Source organism: Aerococcus sp. L_32, from assembly GCF_050689315.1.
In genome coordinates, this window is record NZ_JBOEQF010000729.1 from 1 (window position 1) to 902 (window position 902).

General features: G+C 36.8%; 1 protein-coding gene. It reads right to left on the bottom strand.

The annotated features are described in order from the left end of the window. Positions 1-554 precede the first annotated feature (554 nt). On the bottom strand, positions 555-902 hold a 348-nt coding region (locus tag ACRCJ0_RS16010; RefSeq protein WP_431391162.1), incomplete at its 5' end, for a hypothetical protein.

Consider the following 902-nt stretch of genomic DNA (forward strand, 5'->3'; position numbering starts at 1 on the left):
AGATGCTGAAGTAGATATTTACTTATCTGGTAACGACCAACCAACAATCGCCCTACAATTTAGAGGTGGCGACGTGGTATATGATGTACAGCGCGCCCTAGCAGCAGCCGTATTACTGTAAGAATTTAGACGAATTTTATGAGAGGTGACCGTATAATGGTCAGCTCTTTTTTGTATTGTACTTGTAAAGCAATTGATAACTGCCGGTTCAGCATCCAGTGACCATTTTGACAAAAAAATAACCCCTAAAGCTAGATTTTTGGTCTAACTTTAGAGGGTCCCATTCAACAAACGATGCTGCTTAACTGTTGGCTTTTAGGCTTGTTGATGATTTGGTATTTTGATTAATATATATTTTAATATTTAGCTATTAACGGCTAGCACCGAGATACAAAGGATCACCTCCTTACGGCGGAACAGCTTTTGAATGCATCATCCGGTTAACAAACGCGAGGTTAACACTGTGTTGTTTGATAGCGATCATACATTTTTTCATGTTATCTTTCCTCCTAAAGGTGTGAAAATACACAAAAAAATAGCGTCAGACACTAAGGTCAAACGCTAGGATTTTTAATAGATATTTTCATTGTAGTCGGTGTAAGGACTGTAGCATCAAGGGCACAAGGGCAGTCAAAACCGTTAGCTAGTAACTTATTCAATCGTGCATTCCATGTGTTAAACAATAGATTCGTCATTTTATACCTCACAAATTTGGCAAATGCGTTGAATTCAATTGGCTGATTTTTTGCTACAATTTTTACACTTTCATCATAGCATGACCAAATTTCGCTTGTCCAATAATTATACTTTAAAAATAATGAGAAAAATGTTCGGCTTTTGCTCATACTTGATTGGCAAAGGGATTTTGTTGATATATAATAAAGCAGTATGCCACAAAGGCA